Origin of the sequence: Hyalangium versicolor (assembly GCF_020103695.1) — a bacterium.
Classification (GTDB): domain Bacteria; phylum Myxococcota; class Myxococcia; order Myxococcales; family Myxococcaceae; genus Hyalangium; species Hyalangium versicolor.
In genome coordinates this window covers 18,397-37,404 of record NZ_JAHXBF010000014.1, presented here as the reverse complement: position 1 = coordinate 37,404, position 19,008 = coordinate 18,397, and the positions used below count along the sequence as shown (strand labels likewise).

The window sequence follows — 19,008 nt, the reverse complement described above, 5'->3', positions numbered from 1 at the left end:
CAGGGCGCTCGTTCAGCTCGGAGTGCCCGCGGGGGGAGCACTCTCGGGCTCGGGCTTCTCGCGGGCCAGCTCTGCACGGAAGAAGGGGCTGCCCTCGGCCAGCGTGCGCATGTAGGGGCGCACGTCCTCGCGGGCCTCGCGCGCGAGCGCCGCGAAGGGCGTCACGTGCTCGTCTGGTACGTAGCGGAAGGTGAGGTTCACGCGCCGGGTCTGGAAGTCGGGCAGCTCGGGCGGCAGGACATGGCCCTCGCGCGTGTCCACCCGCTGCACACGGTGGAAGGTCTGCTCCTTCCACTGCGCGCCTCCGAAGAGTTCCAGCGCGCCGTCATCCAGCCACTGCTCGAGCACCACCGCGTCCCGCTCGCCCGGCCGGGTGGAGGTGACGAACTGGATGAGGGCTCGCTCGCCCAGGGACAGCGAGGCCACGGGGCCCGGCTCGAAGTCCTTGTGCTCGCCCACGCGCGCGGTGTCCACCCAACGCCCATCCTCCAGCCGGTTGCCGTAGAAGTTCACCAGGCACGTGTTGAGGTGCCAGCGTGCGGGCATGTCCGGCCCTCGGAACATGCGGCGCGCGAGCGCCTCGATCTTCTCCACCTGGCGCTGGAGCACGGGAGGGAAGGGCTCGGCCCGGACGCAGCGGTCCTTCACGCCCTTGGGCGGGCGGTAGTAGTCGAGGCAGGCGAACTGCCAGTTGCCCAGCCAGTACACGGGGCGCAGCAGCCGGCGCTGCGTCTGGCCCGGCGGGGGAGGGAAGTGCTTGGAGTAGCGCTCTTCCCACAGGGGTTTCAGAGTGGTGAGCCAGGAGATCACCTCGGCGCGGTCCGCGGCTGAGAGGAAGCTCCCGTTGTAATGGTGGCCTGGTGTGCGCTGGCGGGCCTTCAAGGCGAGAGCGCGACCGGGACGGCGAGGAGGGGCCATTGCCGAGGCCCTTATCACAGGAGTCCGTGGCATGCTGGGAGCGCCATGGGATCGACGGAAGGCTGTGTCTATGTGAACGGGGCCTTCGTCCCGCCCGCGCAGGCCACCGTGCCGGCGTTCGATCACGGCTTTCTCTATGGGGATGGGCTCTTCGAGACCCTGCGCACCTATGGAGGCGTGCCCTTCCGGTTGGACGAGCACCTGGCGCGGCTGGAGGAAGGGCTGGCGGAGCTGGCCATCCGTGGCGCGCCCCCGAGGTCCGAGCTGCAAGCCCGGGTGCTGGAGACGTTCGCTCGCGCGAAGCTGCCCGAGGCCTATCTGCGCATCACCGTGACACGAGGGGTGAGCACGCGCGGGTTGGATCCTGCGGGCTGCGAGGTGCCCACGGTACTCATCGCGGCGCTGCCACTGCGGACCTATCCCGAGGCCTCGTACACGGATGGCATCGCCGCCACGGTGCTCTGGGTCCGGCCCACCCAGGTACATCCTCCGCCCACGCTCAAGTCGACGAGCTACCAGCACACGGTGGTCGCGCGGCCGGAGCTCTCCCGTCGTGGTGTCCAGGAAGGCTTCTTCGTCGACGGCGCGGGCCACATCACCGAAGGTACGGTCTCCAACCTGTTCGCGGTGGTGGGCGGAGCGCTCGTGACTCCGCCGCGGACCGTGTGCCTTCCCGGCATCACCCGGGCCGAGGTCCTGTCACTCGCACGGGCGAACGGCTTGAAGGTACTGGAGGAGCCGCTTCCAACCAGCACGCTCTCGGAGGCGGAAGAGGTCTTCGTCACGAGCTCGCTGGCGGAGTTGCTGCCCGTGGTTCGCATCGATCAGGCTCGGATCGGGGCGGGGAGGCCGGGCCCTGTGTATCAGCGTCTGCACGGGCTCTACCGGCAGCGCACTGCTGACGTCGCACAGAAAGGAGGCGGGGAATGAACTCGGAGGGGCCATTCCAGCGCAGCCTGCGGGTGCAGAAGCTCTCCTCTGCCATCCACCCATACGAGGCGCTGCCCGGCTTCGCGGATCAGCCGTACCTGTGCCTGTTGGAGAGTCCAGGCAGGCCCTCTGCCCAGAGCCGATACTCCTTCCTCTGCGCCAATCCCTTCCTGGTCTTCCAGGCTCAGGGCGCGACCTGCCGGGCCGGGCCCCCAGGGGAACTCCAACTGCTGCCGGGTGAGCCGTCCGAGGCGTTGAAGGCGCTGCTGGCGCGCTACCGCTCCCCATCGTCCCAGTGGACCTCCGGGCTTCCTCCGTTCCTGGGGGGCGCCGTGGGCTACCTCGGCTACGAGCTGTTCCATGCGCTGGAGTCCATTCCCTCTCCCGGCGAGGAGAACCTGGGACTGCCCGACGCGTGCCTGATGTTCTGCGGCGCCGTGCTGGCCACCGACCACCTGGAGGGCACGAGCTGGGTCCTCGCCAACGGCTTCGGGAACACGTCCGGCGAGGCCTCGCGGCGGGCGGATCGCGAACTCGGGGACATGTTGCGGCGGCTGGCCACGTGCCCACCTCTGGCGACCCGTCCTGGAGCGGCCGAGTACATCCAGCGGCGCAAGGCCCGCCTGGCCCAACGCCCCCGCCTGTTGGAGCAACACCTCGCCGAGAACGGCATCCGGCCCTTCCTCGATCGCAATCGCTACCTGGAGACGGTCTACGAAGTGTTGGAGCACATCCATGCCGGAGACGTCTTCGAGGTCTGCCTGACCCAGCGCTTCGATGCCGCGTACGCAGGCTCGGGTGAGGCGCTGTACCGCGTCCTCCGAGCGGTCCACGAGGCGCCCATGGCTGCGTACATGCGCCTCCCCGAGGGCGAGGTGCTCTCCGCCTCGCCGGAGCGATTCCTTTCATTGGATCGCGAGCGTTGGGTAGAGACGCGCCCCATCAAGGGCACGAGGCCTCGGGGGTCCTCTCCCGATGAGGACGCCGCGCTCCGCGAGGAGCTCGAGACCAGCGAGAAGGATCGGGCCGAGAACCTGATGATCGTCGATCTGGCGCGGAACGATCTGGGCCGGGTCTGCGAGTTCGGCACCGTGCGGGTACCCCGCCTCTGCGAGGTGGAGACGTTCCCGATGACGCACCAGTTGGTCTCCACGGTGCGGGGCAGGCTGCGCCCGGAGTTTGACGCGGTGGACCTGTTGCGCGCGGCCTTCCCGGGCGGCTCCATGACGGGGGCTCCGAAGATCGAGGCGATGAAGATCATCTCGCGGCTGGAGCCCTCCCGGCGAGGCGTCTACTCCGGGAGCATCGGCTACTTCGACTTCGAAGGCGCGGTGGACTTGAGCATCATCATCCGCACGGTGCTCAAGCAGGGGCAGCGCGTCAGCTTCCACACGGGCGGAGCGATCGTCGCCGACTCGATTCCGGAGGACGAGTATCAGGAGACGCTCGACAAGGCGCACGGGCTGGTGCTGGCGCTGGAGATCGCCCATGAGCGGTGAGTCCCGGCCCCGGATCGTCCTCATCGATAACTACGACTCGTTCGTCTACAACCTGTACCAGTCGCTGGGAGAGTTGACGGGCGTCGAGGCGAAGGTGGTGCGAAACGATCGGACCAGCGTCGACGCCATCGCTCGAGAGAACCCCACCCACCTCATCATCTCGCCCGGTCCGGGCAACCCCGAGGAGCCGGCGTGGTTCGGAATCTGCCGCGACGTCATCCTCACGCTCGGACGGAGAATCCCCCTGTTGGGCGTGTGCCTCGGGCACCAGGGCATCGGCGTGGCCTTTGGAGGCCGTGTCATCCGCGCGCCGAGAGTGATGCATGGCAAGACAAGCCGGATCCGCCATGACGGCGAGGGCCTCTTCGCGGGATTGGAGAGCCCGCTGGAGGTGATGCGCTACCACTCGCTCGTGATCGATCCTGCCACACTGCCGGCCTCACTGGGGGTGACGGCGTCCACGGACGAGGGGCTCATCATGGGCGTGGTTCACAGAGAGTTCCCAATTGTCGGACTCCAGTTCCATCCCGAATCCATCGGCACGCGGAACGGTCAGCGGCTGCTTCGAAACTTCCTGGAGGGGAAGCGGAGGTAGCTGTGATGGGATGGCGTTTTCGATGGCGTCGTCATCAACCGAAGAGGGGGAACATCATGAAGAGGACAAGCCAGGTCTCCGCGATGCTCATTGCGGGGGCGATGGTGGGGCTGGCGGGCTGCTCCGAGTCACAAGGACAGTCCATGAAGTTCACGAGGGCCACCACGCAGCAGCATGTGGAGGGACCCGCGCTTCTCAAGGACATCCAGACGGAGGCTCAGGAGTTCCCCCGGCTCCACAGGGGGGCCAACGCGGCGGTGCCCTTGCCCACGGGCGGAACGCTCGTCGCGCTGGAGGAGGAACTCACCGGTGAGGAGCTGTGGAGGACAGACGGCACCGAGGCGGGAACCACCCTCGTGAAGGATCTCGCGCCGGGGACATGGTCCTCGCGTCCGAGGGACTTCACCCCGTTCAACGGAGCGATCTACTTCGGCGCGGAGCTCGAATTCGGGGTGAACGCCCTGCTGAAGACGGATGGCACGGAGGCGGGCACCGTGGTGGTCAAGTTCCTCCCCAACGCGCAGGAGCCGGATGACGACACCTTCAGCTCGCTGGTGAGCGCGGGTGGATCGCTCTACTTCTTCCACGCCGAGAAGCTGTGGAAGAGCGATGGCACGGAGGCGGGCACCGTCTCCATCCAGAACCTGCTGCCGGCCACGGCAGCCTATTTCAGCTCGCGCCTCGTGCCTCTGGGCAACTCCGTGACCTTCGTGGCCGATGACTCCGATCTGGGTGCGGTGCTGTGGAAGACGGATGGCACGGCTGCGGGCACGGTGCTCCTCAAGGATCTGTACTCCGCCTCGAACGATGGCTCTCCGGGGCTGCCGGTGCAACTGGGGCAGTCGCTCTACTTCGCCGCGGGCGATTTCAACCATGAGCTGTGGAAGACCGACGGAACCGTTGCGGGAACGGTGCTTGTCACCACGCTGAGTGTGTCGATTAACGACCTGACTGCCGTGGGGACACAGCTCTTCATGGATACCCAAGGCGGTCTCTGGAAGACGGATGGGACGGAGCCTGGCACCGTGAAGCTCGCGGACTACTCTCCATATTGGATGGAGGCAGTGGGGGGGACGCTGTTCTTCGGTAGCGACGATGATGCCGGCCTGGAGCTGTGGAAGAGCGATGGAACCGTTGCGGGGACGAGCCGGGTCAAGGATCTGTTCCCGGGGCCGGACTCCAGCTACGCCTCGCCCGTGGGGCGCGTGAACGGGCGACTCCTCCTCGTAGCGGCTCCGGGGGCGGGGCGGACCGGCCTTTGGATCAGCGACGGCACCGAGGCGGGTACCCAGCTGCTCGCGGAGCGACCCGGAGAGTGGAGCAGTATCTCCACCTACTTTCAGAGGCCCGCGGTACCCCTGGGAACGACGACGCTCGTCGAACTGCTGAGCCCCGAGCAGAAAGCCACGGCGTTTCGCACGGACGGCACTTCTACGGGGACGGTTGCGCTGGGCAGCGTCCGGCCTGGAACGAAGGGTTCTCAGCTCGCGCAGTACCCGCTGACGGCGGTGGTGGGCAGCAAGATCTTCTTCCAGGCGCGGGAAGACAGTGGCGTCTCGCTGTGGGTGAGTGACGGGACGGCAGGGGGCACGGTGCTGCTCCGGAGTTTCATCGACCAGGTGAGGAGCGCCGCGCGCGTGGGCTCCACGCTCTTCTTCTCCGTGGACGATGGCACTCATGGCACCGAGCTGTGGAAGAGTGACGGCACGGCGGCTGGCACGGTGATGGTGAAGGAATTCGTTCCCGGCACAGAGGGCGGTTTTCCCTCCGGACTGGCGGAGTTCGCGGGCAGCCTCTATTTCGCAGCGCGTGACAGTGCTGGGTGGGAACTTTGGAAGAGCGATGGCACCGAGATTGGCACGGTGCTGGTTCGGGATCTGGTGCCCGGCAATGGCAACAGCAACCCGTCAGACTTCACGGTGTTCAATGGGACCCTGTTCTTCGCCGCCAATGACGCGGACTCCAACGGAGAGCTGTGGAAGACGGATGGCACGGCTGCCGGCACGGTGAAGGTGACGAATGCGGAGGTGGAGGGCCTCTTCGTCGGCGGTAACAGCTTGTACTTCGTGACGAACGAGACCGATGAGGGCGAGGCGCTGTGGAAGACTGACGGCACCGCCGCCGGGACGGTGCTGGTTCGCAACGGGCTGGATGAGGTGTTCTCCCCCACCTGGGCGAACGGTAAGATCTACTTCATGGCTCGGGACGACGCTCACGGCTTCGAGCCCTGGGTGAGCGACGGGACCACGGAGGGCACCCGGATCCTCAAGGACATCGCGCCCGGGAGCGATCCGTCCTTCGGCATTGGCTTCAAGGCGCTGGGCAACCGGGTACTGTTCACGGCTCGGGACGATGCCCACGGCTTCGAGCTGTGGAGGACGGACGGTACTGAGGCCGGTACGGAGCGGGTGACGGACCTCGTGCCGGGAGCCCGCAGCAGCATTCGCATCAACACCAGCGATGAGGAGTTCAACGCCCCGTTCGAGCTGCTGACGCTGGATGATCGGGGCCTGGCCGTCTTCGCTGGATCGGATGAGGCCGGCGGCGTGGAGCTCTGGGCGACGGACGGCACGACGGCGGGCACCTTCCGATATGCGGATCTGATCCCGGGTCCGGATTCCTCGTCCCCCACGGGGTTCGCGGTGGTGGGAGGACAGCTCTTCTTCCACGCGGGAGATGCCGCCTATGGCCGCGAGCCTCGGGCCGTGCCACTGCCGACTTCGGTGGATCGCACTCCGCCCACGGTGCGCTGCCCTGGCAACGTGACGGAGACGACGCTCGATGCCCAGGGCGCGACCGTGCAGTACCCGGCCGCCACGGCCAGCGACGAGGGGGGCTCGCCGACGCTGGTCTACAGCCAGGCTTCGGGGACTCACTTTGCTCCGGGCGACACGCAGGTGACGGTGACGGCCACGGACAGCGCGGGCAACACGGCGCAGTGCAGCTTCACCGTGACGGTCAGGTTGGACCAGGTGGCCGCTCCCGACGATGAAGGAGAGGACAGCGGCTGTGGCTGCACCTCGAGTCTGGGCGCAGGAGCGGGGGCGGGCTGGGGGCTGCTGCTCCTCTCGCTTGCCTCGATGCGTCCGGGATGGCGCTTCGGGAGGAAGGCTCGTGCCGGCCGGACGAACTCCGCGGATGAATCCCGGTAGAAGAGGGTAGTGCCCGATCCCGGAGAGCAGCGTTGCTCTCCGGGGTCGCTCCCCAGCCCCCGGTGTGGGGAGGTCACGAGTGCCGTGTGTGGTTCGTGTCCGGAGCTGAGTCCTACCGGACGCACTGGATACAGGTCAGGGAGCCCAGGGAGAGACCACGCTCCAGCTGGTATCCGCATCGAAGCCGGAGGCGGTGTTCCAGGTTCCGCCGGTGCCGTCCGCGCTCCACAGCTCGGCGCTGTAGTGGCGGATGTAGTGACCGGGGTAGTTGAAGGACTCGAACGAGACTCCCGAGCCGTACCGTCCGGGTTGGGCGCAGAAGGTGGCGTCCTGATCGAAGAGCGTGGACCCATCCCGTGCGTCCCTGCGGATGCGAGAGCTGGAGTGCCGCAGGTAGCTGCCCGGGTAGTTGCGCGACTCGAAGGAGTAGCAGCTGCCATCCGCCAGGCCCGCCACGATCTTGAAGGTCGAGTCCTGCTTGAGGAGGCTATCGCTGGCGCTGCTCACCACCTCGGTGACGCCCAGGCTGTTGTAGTGGCGCGCGTAGCGGTTGGTGTAGCCCGGCGTCACCACCTGGAACGACTGGTAGGTGTTGGCCGTCAAGGTCACTCCGCTCTTCCACCACGGCGGTGCCACGGCCCAGGTCGCGTCCTGCCGGAAGCCCGTGGTGTCCTGGAAGGCATCGACCCAGACCTCGGCGTTCCTGTGGCGCACGTACGAGCCCGGCAGGTTCTTCGACTCGAGCGAGAAGTTGCCGGAGCCATCGAGCGCGGCCCGGGCGCAGAAGGTGGCGTCCTGGTCGAAGAGCGCCGTGCCATCGCGCGCGTCCCGGCGGATGCGAGAGGCGGAGTGGCGCAGGTAGCTGCCAGGATAGTTGCGCGACTCGAAGGAGTAGCAGGCGGAGTCAGCCAGGCCCGCGACGATCTTGAAGGTCGCATCCTGCTTGAGGGTGCCATCGCTGGTGGCAGTGACCACCTCGGTGACACCCAGGCTGGTGATGTGGCGCAAGTAGCGGTTGGTGTAGCCCGGCGTCATCACCTGGAGCGACCGGAACTGGTTGACCGGCAGCGGCCCCTGGTTGTTGAGCAGCCGGGAGGCGGCGATCAGGGTGTCATGGGCCGCCTTCACCTGCGTGGCGTCCGGCTTCACGATGGCCCGATCGTAGGTCAGCATGCCGTTGACCTCGTTCTCCACGTCGGTGATCTCGGTGTAGACGGAGGCGCTCAGACCCGGGTTGCTCATCAAGGTCTGGGTCTGCTGGACGAGCCCCACGTAGCGGCTGGTCAGCGCCGCGGCGCTGCTCATCATCTCGTAGCCGAAGCCATTGCCGGGGCTCCACTCGTGGCCGGTGACGCGCAGGCCCAGGCCGCCGAACTCGCCCAGCACGGAGGCGCGCGCCCCCGAGGGCGGCGGAGAGCCGGGGCCGACATAGACGTGCCAGTCCGCCACATCTCCATTGCCGCCGTCGACGGCCCCGCAGCAGTTGATGCCGCTCATGTTGTCGACGAGCCGGGTGGGATCCCAGCTCTTCACCAGATCCGCCAGGCGCGCCTGGTCGTACTGGCCCCAGCCCTCGTTCTGCACCACCCACTGCACGATCGAAGTGGCGCTGCGGTGCTCATCCACCAGCTCGCGCATCTCGAGTTCGAACTGCGTCTTTGCCGCCGTCGAGGGGGAACTGCCCATGCTGGGCATGTCCTGCCACACCAGGAGGCCCAGCTTGTCAGCCCAGTAGTACCAGCGCTGAGGCTCGACCTTGATGTGCTTGCGAATCATGTTGTAGCCGAGGTCCTTGTGCTTCTGGATGTCGAACTTCAGCGCCGCATCCGTGGGGGCGGTGTAGATGCCGTCCGGCCAGTAGCCCTGATCGAGCGTGCCGAGCTGGAACACGAACTGCCCGTTGAGCACCGGGCGCACCACGCCAGCCACGAGCTTCAGGCCGATGGAGCGCATGCCGAAGTAGCTCGTCACCTGATCGACCGTGGTGCTGCCGCTCTTGAGCGACACGCGCAGGTCGTAAAGGAAGGGGCTCTCGGGGGACCACAGCTTGGGGGTCGGCACCGGGATGCGGAGTTCAGTGCCCGCGCTGCCCGTGATGGAGCCCACCTGCACGCTGCCGTCGAACGCCACGGCCTCCACCGTCTGGCCGCTGAGGCCCGTGGCCTGCACCGTCAGCTTCAGCACCTTGCCGGTCACATCCGGCGTCATGTCCAGCCGGGTGATCCGAGCGGATGGAGTCGGCTCGAGCCACACCGTCTGCCAGATGCCCGAGGCGGCGGTGTACCAGATGGAGTTCGGGGTGTGGCGCTGCTTGCCAATCGGCTGCCCCCCGGAGTCCGTGGGATCGTACACGCCGACGATCAGCTCGTTGGTGCCTCCGTTCAGGCGATCCGTGATGTCGAAGCCGAAGCTGTCAAACCCACCCTGGTGCGTGCCGACGAGCTGGCCGTTGACGTAGACCTTGGCCTCCCAGTCCACCGCGCCGAACTGGAGCTGCACGCGGCGCCCGCTCCAGCCCGAGGGCACGGTGAAGGTGCGGCGGTACCACATGCGATCCTGGTGGCGCTGGATGCCCGAGATGCCGGATTCGATGGGAAATGGCACCAGCACGCTCTCGGACAGGTTCTGCCCGAACGGAGGTGTCTGCGAGGCGGTGGCATTGGCGAACTGCCACTCACCGTTGAGGTTCTGCCAGTCGGCGCGCACCATCTGCGGGCGGGGATATTCGGGCAGAGCGTTGGCGGGGGTCGCCTGCGAAGTCCACGGTGTGGACAGCGGCGGCGTCTTCAGCGCCCATGCCGCCTCCGCGGCCCAGGGGTGGGTGAGCAGGGCGCCGCACAGCAGCAAGCCCATCCACTTCCCACCAGTACAGACAACGGTTCGAGACTCCATCCAGTGCTCTCCGTGACAGGGGTGGCCAGCGTCTTCAGTTTTTCTTTTACGGCGGATTGTTCCTTTTAAGAGGTTAATCCGATTTAAATGGGTTTTCCCAAGGAGTGGGAAACGCTCCGCCTTCTGTCCGGTATTGGGAAGTGAGATCCCACGGGTGGTCACCGCCCCGTGCCACCGCGAGGAGTTCCGTAGGGTTGAGGGGGACGCATCGTGGCGTGGGGATTGCTCTGTCGTGCGCCCCGGCACCGTCCATCCCGAGGGAATCGATGAGGGACATGATCCAGGAACTTCGTCACGCACTGAGGATGCTCGTCCATCAACCGGCGTTCACCGCGGTGGCGGTCCTCACGCTGGCGCTGGGCATCGCCGCGAACACGGCCATCTTCAGCGTGGTGGATGCGGTGCTGCTGTCTCCGCTGCCCTATCCGGAGCAGGAGCGCCTGGCGCTGGCATGGACGGGAGAAGGGGAGACGCCGCGCCTCCCGGTGTCGCCAGCAGACTTCCTCGATTGGCGGGAGCAGAACGACGTGTTCGAGGGCCTGGCGGCCTTCGTGAGCCTGCCCTTCACCCTGACGGGAGACGGCGTGCCGGAGCGGCTGTACGGCGCGAGCGTTTCGGCGAACTTCTTCCAGGTGTTGGGTGTGGCGCCGGCCCTGGGCGCCCCCTTCACTCCGGCGGTGGATGGGGTGGCGCTTCGGGAAGGGGTGGTGCTGAGCCATGGACTCTGGGTGCGCCGCTTCGGCGGAGATCCTCGCGTCATCGGGCGCACTGTGAACCTCAACAGCCGGAACTACGAGATCCTCGGCGTGATGCCCGCGCGCTTCGAGTGGCCTGCCATTGGCAGCGATCGGGTCACATCCCTCGGGGCGCCGGAGCTGTGGGTGCCCGCGGTGCACAAGGACGTTCCGCAGTTCGGTCTGAACCCGCAGGTGGACCCCAGTGGCTGGCGAGGCGGGCACTATCTGCGGGTGTTGGGGCGGCTGAAGCCGGGTGTCGCGCTGGAGCGCGCGCAAGCAGCGATGTCCACCATCGCGGAGCGGCTCGCGGCGGCGTACCCGGAGACCAACGCGCGGACACGTATCACGGTCGTGCCGCTGCGCGAGCATCTGGTGGGCAACGTCCAGCCGGTGCTGTGGGCCCTGCTCGGAGCGGTGGGGTTGGTGCTGGCCATCGCGTGCGCGAACGTGGCCAACCTGTTCCTGGCGAGGGCCTCGGTGCGCCGGCACGAGTTCGCGGTGCGCGCGGCACTGGGGGCTGGGCGTGGGAGGTTGGTGCGGCAGCTCCTGGGAGAGAGCGTGCTGTTGGCGCTCATCGCGGGATGCCTGGGGCTGTTGGGCGCGATGTGGGGCATGGATGTGCTGCTGGGCCTGGGCCCGAAGGATCTGCCTCGGATGGGCGAGGTGGGGCTGGATGGGCGGGTGCTGGTGTTCACGCTGGCCGTCGCGCTGGGCACGGGGATCCTCTTCGGGCTGGCGCCGGCACTCCATGCCTCGAGTCCGGATTTGGGCGCGGTGCTCCGGCAGGGAGGCGGCGGGAGGAGCCTGGCCAGCCGTGATCGCTCGCGCTCGGCGCTGGTGGTGGGCGAGGTGGCGCTGGCGGTGATGTTGCTCATCGCCGCGGGGCTATTGCTGCGGAGTCTGTGGAGCGTGCAGGCGGTGGAGCTGGGCTTCAAGACGGACCATGCGCTTACCTGGGAGATGACGCTGCCGCCGGGGAAGTACGCCGAGGATGCGCGGAAGGCGGCGTTCTTCGAGAACGTGCTCGAGCAGATCTCGGCGCTCCCGGGCGTGGAGTCCGCGGGCAGCGTGTCGGACCTTCCGATGGGCGGAGGCAGTGACGTGCAGCTCACGTTCGACATCGAGGGACGGGCGCCGCCGGCCGCTGGCGAGTCACAGGTGCTGGGGTTCCAGGTCATCACCCCGGGCTACTTCCAGACGATGGGTATTCCCCTGCGCCAGGGGCGCGACATCACGAGCACGGACAGGGAGGGCTCCCAGGGCGTGGCCGTCCTGAACGAGGCGGCCGTGCGCCGCTTCTGGCCCGGGCAGGCGCCGGTGGGGCAGCGCATTCGCGTGGGCGGTGAAGAGACCCCCTGGCTCACCGTGGTGGGAGTGGTGGCGGACGTGAGGCATGGCGGACCGACGCGAGAGGTGCGGCCGGAGGCCTATGTGGCCTCGCTGCAGCGGCCCAACACGACCATGCGGTTCATCCTGCGCACGGAGCGAGAGCCGCTGGCGCTGGCTCCCATGGTGCGTGAGGTGGTGAGCCGCCTGGATGCCGACATGCCGATCGCCAAGGTGAGCACCCTGGAGGAGGTGGTGGCAGCCACCATGGCGCGCCAGCGCTTCCTGACGCTGCTGGTGAGCGTGTTCGCGGGGTTGGCGTTGGTACTGGCGAGCGTGGGGTTATACGGCGTCATTTCGTACATCGCTCGGCAGCGGACGCAGGAGATCGGCATTCGCATGGCGCTGGGCGCCCGGCCGCGAGATGTGCTCCGGTTGGTGCTGGTGCAGGGAATGAGCCTGGCGCTGGGAGGCGTGGGGTTGGGGCTCGTGGGCGCGTGGGCCGCGTCGCGAGCGCTGGGCAGCCTGCTCTTCAACGTGAGCGCGACGGACCCGCTGACCTTCGGGACGCTGGCATTGCTGGTGACGGCCGTAGCGCTGGTGGCCACCTGGCTGCCAGCGTGGCGGGCCATGCGCGTGGATCCGCTCGTGGCGCTGCGCAGCGAGTGACGAGCGCTCTACCAGCTCACCGAGTCGACGTAGAGCGGACCTGTCCACTGTGCGTCGGTGAAGATCTCCAGGCCGAGCTCCTGGAACGGTGACACCGCGCCCGCGGGGATCTGCAGGGTGATGGTGTTCCAGGTACCGGGCTTCAAGGACGAGGTCGCAATCCACGAGCCGTTCCACTTCCACCCGCCGGCTGCTCCCTGCAACACGAAGGGCTGGAGGGCACTGATGCGGCTCCCGCTGGGGAACCACACGCGGAAGGATACCGTCCTGCCCGCTGGCACCGAGGCTCCAGGCACGGAGACCTTGGACATCCCCTTGGGCGTGCCAGCCACCTTCACCTCGAGCGAGCGGCTGCCCTGGAAGGCCCGGGTGGTGGAACTGGAGAGGCCTTGGATGAGAGGCCCCCAACTCGTCCATCCCTGCGTGCCGCTCTCGAACTGGAACGCCGCTGTCCCAGGAGCCGGAGCAGGCGGAGGTGCAGGCGCAGGTGTTGGTACTGGCGTGGGAGTCGGAGTCGGAGTCGGGGGCAGTGGTGGCGGTGGTGACGGGGCTGGCGCAGTCCCGCCCGTTGGCCCGGAGCCCGAGGCGGGGATGGACAGGCCACCAGCCTTCAGGAAGGCGCCCGCACGGGTCTTCATGAAGAGCTGACCGTCTGTGTACACGTCATTGGTGTACGAGCTCTGCCGGCCTTCGCCCTTGCCAAAGAGCAGGGCGATGACGCCGCTGTTGGCGAACCTCTGCCGGTGCGTGGCGCCGTTCGGGCCGAAGAAGTACTCGGGGCGGTTGTCGCGATAGCCCTCGCGCGGGGTGTTGCGCGTGTTGTCCACGTTGAGGTGGTTCGAGTTCCCCAGTGGGATCTGCCACAGCACCCAGCGCTTGCCGGACGTCACGTTCCACAGGTGCAGCCACTCAGCGTACCGGTTGAAGCTCTTGGAAGAGATGGACGCTGAGTCGCTCGCGTCCCACCACCGGTCCTGATTGGAGGTGCGCTTGTAGAAGTCCGCATCCCGATCGAGCGGATCCCCCACGAGCACATCCCAGGTGCCTCCCGTGACGTTGGGAGCCAGTCCGAAGGGCTTGAGGAAGGTGTAGACCTTGGTCACCTCAGGCTGGAGCGGCTGGGTGACGGAGAAGTGGGCGATATCCCCGTCTCCCGCCCAAGCGGAGATGTGGATGCCGAGGATGACGTTGCTGGCGCCCACCGCCTTGCGAAGCTGGAGGAAGGCGAGCCCCCATCCAGCGACGGTGTTCGGGAGCTTGCTCAGCTCGGGCAGCCCGGTGCTCGCCACCGCGGCCTGCGCCGAGGGATTGCTCTGCGTCTGTTTCTGGATCAGCCCGAAGCCATCCGCCTCCACGAGCACCAGCACCGGCTTGCCGAACTCGCGGGCCCGCTGCATGAGCGCCTTGAAGTCGGAGAAGTAGCTCCTCATGGTGGCGGTGTTCCGGAGCTTGGCGAGGAACTGGTCCTCGCCGCCGCCGGGCTCGCCGTTGAGCTGATAGTACTGGACGGCGGGCAGGAACCCCTGGGCCTGGCACTCCTGGAGGAACTGGAGGCCCCACTGGCCATTACCCGGGCCATAGCCCCAGTTGTTGATCCAGCCCTTGACGAAGTAGCGGTAGCGCACGTCCCACGGCACGCCACTGCTCTTCATCCACGTCTGTCCGGTGTCCTCGAAGAGGCCCACGAGCAGACGCGAGGGCAGGCCCCCGGGGATGGAGCCCGAGACCGGGGCCGCGAGGGCCGACTTGCCGGTCGTGCGGGGCTCTGCCGCGGGAGCCTCATCCATCAATCCGGGCGCGCAGGCCACGAGCGCCGTGAGTGCAATCGAAGCGAGAATGCACCCAGGGTATCCCGGCGCTGATGACCCGAGCCACCCTCCTGGTGACTTCAGTCACCGGAAGAGGCCTCGTCACGGGCGCCGCGCTGCGAGCCTGGCCCTGGAAGATCAACGACTTGCGCAGCTGGGCGCGATGGCATGTCCGCTGCAATCGGATAGGGCAACGGCGGGCAAGACCCGCGGCAGCAATCTCCTTCGCGGTCACGAACTGGGTGAATCCAATGATCGACTTCAAAGCAACTGCGGCTATGTCTCCGTTTGCCATGCCTCGCCCGGACGCGGGCCAGTCGTCCCTGGTCTCCGCCAAGCAGCTCCCCGCGCAGGAGGCCGTTGCCTCCCTGGGCGCGGGCGGCGTCGCCGGCGGCCTGGCCGCACCTGCGCTGAACCTTGTCCCGAAGGATGCCTTCGAGGCAGGTCCCCTCGCGAATGCCCGGTTCGGCATGCCGACGATTGCTCCTCAGCTGCCGCCGCAGCTGATGGGGCCGCAGATGCTGCCGCCGCAGCTGATGGGTCCGCAGATGCTGCCGCCGCAGCTGATGGGTCCGCAGATGCTGCCGCCGCAGCTGATGGGTCCGCAGATGCTGCCGCCCGAGCTGATGGGGCCGCAGATGATGGGTCCGCAGATGATGGATCCGCAGATGCTGCAGCCCGCGGATATCTTCCAGGGCGCCCCCGAGGTCTCCCCCGAGGCCGCGCCCGAGCAGCCCGCTGAGCCGGTCCAGGAGGACAACGGACTCAGCGCTGAATCCAAGCGGCCGAAGGGTGACACCCGTTCGGCGGCGCAGATCGTCGACGACACCCCCGCGCTGAAGAACCTGGGCCGCCAGAAGGACATCAAGTGGGATGATCTCTGCAAGCAGACGGGTGTCGACTCCAAGCTCGACATCAAGGATGCGAAGCAGAACCCGGATGCCGTCTACCGGATGGCCAAGGTGCTGGAGTTCATCGACAGCACCAAGGGCGCCGACGGATCGGACCGGTCGGGCAAGGTCCAGAACGGCCAGGGTGACGGCAACATCGAGGGTCTCACCAAGGACGGCGATGCCCGCCACGGCACCGAGGCCGGCATGCTCAAGGACTTCGCCGAGCAGGGCTACAAGTTCCTGGGCGAGCACCAGTTGCCGACCACGAATGACACCCACGTCAAGGCGGACGGGAGCAACAAGGACAACTTCCAGTGGGCCATGGGCGAGGCCGGCAAGGCGCTGTGGTTCGTCCCGGGCGTCAGCAACGTGCTGACGGGCATCGGCAACTCGGAGGGTGGCGTCGGGGGCGTCCTCAAGGGCGCCGCGGGTGGAGTGCTCAACACCTGGAAGGGTGTCGCCGAGGGCGTCCTCGGAGCCGTGACGACGGGCAAGGTCAACCCGGCCTCCCTGCTCGTGGGCGCCTACACGGGGGCTCTGAGCGAGACCGAGGCCGCCCCGCAGATCGTGAAGGATATCGCCGGGATGTTCTGAGTCAGGGAGAAGAGGACGGAACCCTGATACTCGCGGTGCCAGGGGCTACCTTGGGAGAGGGCCCCTGGCACCGTGAGGTGCTTCCGTTCGACAGCGCTTCTAGGGGATGACGCAGGAGGCGCTGTGCTCCTCGACGTCGCTGACGATCGACTGGATCGCCTGCTGGAGGCTGGCGCCACCATCAGCCGAGAACGACAGTCCGCCTCCCACTGCCGCCGTGTTCTTGAACAGGTTGCTGTTGATGCCGAAACCGACGGTGTAGACCTTCAGGCTCTGCTGCCCGCTGGTGTCGAAGTCGCCCACGAGTGAGGGCGTGGCCAGCTGCAGATCCTGGTTGTTGAGGAGCTTCGCCACATCGTCCAGGTAGTAGTTGGGGTTGTCATCCAGGACATTGGTGGCGTTGGCCCCCATGTCCCGGGTCGCGGCGGTGGTGCCCGATGCGCACGGCTGGGAGTCCGGGCAGTAGACGGGGCCCTGGTTGCGGGTGCGAAGCGCGGCAGCGAACGAGCTGCTGACGCTATCACTGCTGGGCTCACCATCGGAGATGAGGATGATGGCGGAGGTCTGGCAGGTCCAGCAGACACTGCGGCTTTGCGAGGTGAGCGGGTCGTTCTTGAAGCTGAACGGGTAGCTGTAGTTGGAGCCGAAGCCGAAGGTGGTCTGGTACACGTCGTCGCCCGAGGTGAAGTAGTAGCCCGCGTTGAGCAGGGCCTTGGCCAGCGGCGTGCCGGTGGTGAAGGTCAGGCCGTCAACGGAGCTGATGTAGCTGGCTCGGTAGGTATCGAAGGCGGAGGCGTCCGCGGTCTGATCGCAGTTCGGCTGCTGCCGCTGGACCATCGTGGAGAAGGGAGCGATGTTGGGCGCGAAGACGCTGAAGCCGACGCGCTTGCCCTGCAGGTCCTTGAAGGCTTTCTTCAACTCAGCCTTGACCGTCACATACTTGGGTGGATTGAAGTTGAGGTGACGGCCCCAGAAGATGAAGTCCAGGCTGGTCAACGGTGCGGTGTCTCGTCCGACGGCCTCTGGCAGCTTGTAGTAGCCCTTGGTGTTCAGGCACGAGAGGCACCGGTTGTAGTCGGCGGAGCGGCTCGTGTCCCAGAGGGGCACTTGGGACTGGCAGGCCTCCTCCTTGGAGTTCCACTGATAGGACGGGTCGCTCGAGTCGGCCCAGTACATGTATCCGTAGAACTTGTTGTCTCGGAACAGGTTGGGGTGGCCGGTATCCGAGCCAAGCCCCGTGCCCTCATCGGGGACCGGGTAGACCGTGGAGGGATCCCAGCCATGGCTCACCAGGTACGCATCCAACCGAGGGTTCTCGCAGCCATTCGTCGTGATATTGAAGAATTCCGCGTGGCCGCTGTTGACGACCTGGGGGAGTTCCCGCATCGAACCCGAGGTGTCAACGATGAAGTGAAGATTGGGTGGGGCCGTTCTCGCGGAGGCAGTGCCTGCCGTGCCAATCAATGCGAGCCCCATACACAAACGCTGCAGCGTTGGAATGATCAATCTCATCAGATGTTCTCCCTCGTTGGTGGGTGCTGCGGCTCGTCGCCTGTGCAAGCCGCAGACCGCCAAGGGGAGTGATGCAAGTCTTCGAAAAAACAAAACCTGTGAGCAACGCAGCGCGTGATTGTGCACGCGGCTGCATTGCAAGGTTTGCACTCCGCAAAGAATGCGGAGGTCTCGTGCTCAGGCGCTCAAGGCGCTGTGCTTACGACGATCGATGACACGATATCGTTCCACCCGTCATCCACGAGCGAGGCATCATCCGCGGTCTTGACGATGCTGGACCCGGAGAAGTTGTCATTGGAGTAAAGGGTGACTTTGTAGCCGCTCGCCACCTTCAGTGAGGTGATGTCGTCATTGAGGATGCCCTGGTTCTTCAGCGCGGCCAGGGTGTAATTGCCCACCGGGAGCGCGGCTGCGTAGCCACCATAGTTGATGTCCTGGAACAAGGAGACAACGGTGGGCTTGGGGGTGGAGTAGGTGAAGGGGAAGTCCTTCTGCGCCTGGGTGAACTGGGCCTCCCAGTCGGTGGGCCAGCCGAAGGCCGTGGTGGCCAGCGACTTCAGGTTGATGCCGGCCGCGCCGCTCCAGAAGTGGACGAACTCGCCCCAGTTCAGGCCCCGCGCATAGTCATTCCCATTCTTGGGAAAGTACTGGGCCAGCAGGACGAAGTACCGGTTGAGCACCGCCGAGCCGCCGTACCTCGAGTAGATGGGATAGAACCAATCCCGGAACCAGTGGGTGTTGGCCCGCGGGAAGCTGTCGGTTCCATTGATCATCAAGTTGTACCACCGCGTGGCATCGCTGGTCCTGCCGAGCCCCACGTAGACATCGTAGTTGAAGATCTCCGCCCACTTGCTATCGCCCCAGATGCCGAAGGCCGGCGAGCCATGTGAGCCTTTGGAGTCACCTTCGACGATGTGAGCCACCTCGTGGGTGGTGAGATCCAGATCGTTGCCGGTTCCGTTCGTCCACGGGCCCGGCCCCACGTCGATCACGTTCCGGTAGTCATGGCTGCCATCGAAGTAACCGGAGGGATGGCCACCGCTGTACTTGTTGGTGTGGAAGAGGGCGTAGAGCTGCGGCTGGGCGCCGAAGTTGCCGTAGGTCTTCTTCGTGTAGCGCCAGACCTGACTGAGGTAGGTATTGGGCCACGTGACGGAGCGATTCACGTCCGGGTCGAAATAAACAGCCACATCGTTGTCCTGAAACACCTTGGTCATCACCTGGTTGTGTTCGAACCAGTGTTCCTGCCAGGTGGCGGGAGGCGTGTCCGCCTGGGCTGTAGTTATCGAGAGAAAAGGCACCACCAGGGCAATCACGGGTTTGATCTTCAGCATGGATGTATCCAGGTCTCCCAGTTGGGGAATTCCCGAAGAAAGAGGAGTAGCAGGTCTTTTTCGGGTTTTCCGGTAGAGCTGGTTCGTTCACCTACAACTGGAGAACCAGAATTCCTATTTTATGGATTGCAAAGAGATGATCACGGATG

At 66.4% G+C, this 19,008-nt stretch carries 11 protein-coding genes; 6 read left to right on the top strand and 5 right to left on the bottom strand.

Translation table 11 applies throughout. The annotated features are described in order from the left end of the window. Positions 1-12 precede the first annotated feature (12 nt). On the bottom strand, positions 13-918 hold the full coding sequence (locus KY501_RS27585; RefSeq protein ID WP_224366448.1) for an alpha-ketoglutarate-dependent dioxygenase AlkB: 906 nt from the start codon (positions 916-918) through the stop codon (positions 13-15). A 45-nt stretch (positions 919-963) separates the two neighbouring features. On the opposite strand from KY501_RS27585, the gene KY501_RS27580 reads away from it, so the two are divergent. The 4 genes from KY501_RS27580 to KY501_RS27565 are packed head-to-tail and all read left to right on the top strand — an operon-like array spanning position 964 to position 7,094. Then, entirely contained in the window at positions 964-1,848 is an 885-nt protein-coding gene (locus KY501_RS27580) for an aminotransferase class IV (protein ID WP_224366447.1), read from the top strand. Next, a complete protein-coding gene (gene pabB / locus KY501_RS27575; RefSeq protein ID WP_224366446.1) occupies positions 1,845-3,347 on the top strand; it encodes an aminodeoxychorismate synthase component I in 1,503 nt (500 codons plus the stop codon). The genes KY501_RS27580 and pabB overlap by 4 nt, the downstream gene beginning before the upstream one ends. Beyond that, on the top strand, positions 3,337-3,942 hold the full coding sequence (locus KY501_RS27570; RefSeq protein ID WP_224366445.1) for an anthranilate synthase component II: 606 nt from the start codon (positions 3,337-3,339) through the stop codon (positions 3,940-3,942). The genes pabB and KY501_RS27570 overlap by 11 nt, the downstream gene beginning before the upstream one ends. Before the next feature lie 56 nt (positions 3,943-3,998). Further along, positions 3,999-7,094, top strand: a complete 3,096-nt coding sequence (locus KY501_RS27565) for an ELWxxDGT repeat protein (RefSeq protein ID WP_224366444.1) — start codon at positions 3,999-4,001, stop codon at positions 7,092-7,094. A gap of 135 nt (positions 7,095-7,229) precedes the next feature. On the opposite strand, the gene KY501_RS27560 is transcribed toward KY501_RS27565, so the two are convergent. After that, positions 7,230-9,986 carry an AbfB domain-containing protein gene (locus KY501_RS27560; protein WP_373691644.1) on the bottom strand — a complete coding sequence of 919 codons (2,757 nt, stop codon included), beginning with the start codon at positions 9,984-9,986 and terminating at the stop codon, positions 7,230-7,232. 275 nt (positions 9,987-10,261) lie between these two features. Here KY501_RS27560 and KY501_RS27555 point away from each other — a divergent pair, with 275 nt between their 5' ends. Next, positions 10,262-12,718, top strand: coding sequence for an ABC transporter permease (locus KY501_RS27555; RefSeq protein WP_224366443.1), 2,457 nt, complete (start codon positions 10,262-10,264; stop codon positions 12,716-12,718). An 8-nt stretch (positions 12,719-12,726) separates the two neighbouring features. Here the strand turns inward: KY501_RS27555 and KY501_RS27550 are convergent, their stop codons facing one another. Continuing rightward, positions 12,727-14,505 (bottom strand): hypothetical protein, encoded by a 1,779-nt coding sequence (locus tag KY501_RS27550; RefSeq protein ID WP_224366442.1) that lies wholly within the window; start codon positions 14,503-14,505, stop codon positions 12,727-12,729. A 299-nt stretch (positions 14,506-14,804) separates the two neighbouring features. Between KY501_RS27550 and KY501_RS27545 the strand changes: the two genes are divergently transcribed. Then, complete coding sequence (locus KY501_RS27545; protein WP_224366441.1) at positions 14,805-16,013, top strand: hypothetical protein; 1,209 nt, start codon at positions 14,805-14,807, stop codon at positions 16,011-16,013. Positions 16,014-16,112: 99 nt separating this feature from the next. Here the strand turns inward: KY501_RS27545 and KY501_RS27540 are convergent, their stop codons facing one another. After that, on the bottom strand, positions 16,113-17,525 hold the full coding sequence (locus tag KY501_RS27540; protein WP_224366440.1) for a pilus assembly protein: 1,413 nt from the start codon (positions 17,523-17,525) through the stop codon (positions 16,113-16,115). Between the two features lie 185 nt (positions 17,526-17,710). Beyond that, positions 17,711-18,859 (bottom strand): beta/gamma crystallin family protein, encoded by a 1,149-nt coding sequence (locus tag KY501_RS27535; protein ID WP_224366439.1) that lies wholly within the window; start codon positions 18,857-18,859, stop codon positions 17,711-17,713. Positions 18,860-19,008 lie beyond the last annotated feature (149 nt).

Coding starts and splice junctions, on each gene's coding strand:
- KY501_RS27560 (WP_373691644.1), bottom strand. CDS start 9,986: ATGGAGTCTCGAACCGTTGTCTGTACTGGTGGGAAGTGGATGGGCTTG.
- KY501_RS27550 (WP_224366442.1), bottom strand. CDS start 14,505: ATGGATGAGGCTCCCGCGGCAGAGCCCCGCACGACCGGCAAGTCGGCC.
- KY501_RS27555 (WP_224366443.1), top strand. CDS start 10,262: ATGATCCAGGAACTTCGTCACGCACTGAGGATGCTCGTCCATCAACCG.
- KY501_RS27565 (WP_224366444.1), top strand. CDS start 3,999: ATGAAGAGGACAAGCCAGGTCTCCGCGATGCTCATTGCGGGGGCGATG.
- KY501_RS27540 (WP_224366440.1), bottom strand. CDS start 17,525: ATGAGATTGATCATTCCAACGCTGCAGCGTTTGTGTATGGGGCTCGCA.
- KY501_RS27535 (WP_224366439.1), bottom strand. CDS start 18,859: ATGCTGAAGATCAAACCCGTGATTGCCCTGGTGGTGCCTTTTCTCTCG.
- KY501_RS27585 (WP_224366448.1), bottom strand. CDS start 918: ATGGCCCCTCCTCGCCGTCCCGGTCGCGCTCTCGCCTTGAAGGCCCGC.
- KY501_RS27580 (WP_224366447.1), top strand. CDS start 964: ATGGGATCGACGGAAGGCTGTGTCTATGTGAACGGGGCCTTCGTCCCG.
- KY501_RS27545 (WP_224366441.1), top strand. CDS start 14,805: ATGTCTCCGTTTGCCATGCCTCGCCCGGACGCGGGCCAGTCGTCCCTG.
- KY501_RS27570 (WP_224366445.1), top strand. CDS start 3,337: ATGAGCGGTGAGTCCCGGCCCCGGATCGTCCTCATCGATAACTACGAC.
- pabB (WP_224366446.1), top strand. CDS start 1,845: ATGAACTCGGAGGGGCCATTCCAGCGCAGCCTGCGGGTGCAGAAGCTC.